Consider the following 214-nt stretch of genomic DNA (forward strand, 5'->3'; position numbering starts at 1 on the left):
GCGTTACGACTGGCTGGGGCATTATCTGTTTGAATCGATAGCGGACGTTAAGGGTTACGGCACACACTGGATCTCGACATACAATTACGAGCGCTCGAATATGGCACTTGGAGGCATCACCCCTAAAAAGAAGTTGGCCTTAGTGGCCTGACGTCTATCTCTGACGTGTATTAGAAATGGGGGGATTACCATTCGTTTTGCCTGGAGGCGGTTG

The 214-nt window shown here is 50.0% G+C and carries 1 pseudogene; it reads left to right on the plus strand.

Annotation, left to right across the window (positions count from 1 at the left end):
- A pseudogene (locus ACW9IR_RS30400) lies at positions 1-151 on the plus strand (IS3 family transposase); the annotation flags it as partial.
- Positions 152-214 lie beyond the last annotated feature (63 nt).

The sequence above is a fragment of the Pseudomonas sp. SDT291_1_S447 genome (genome assembly GCF_054070155.1).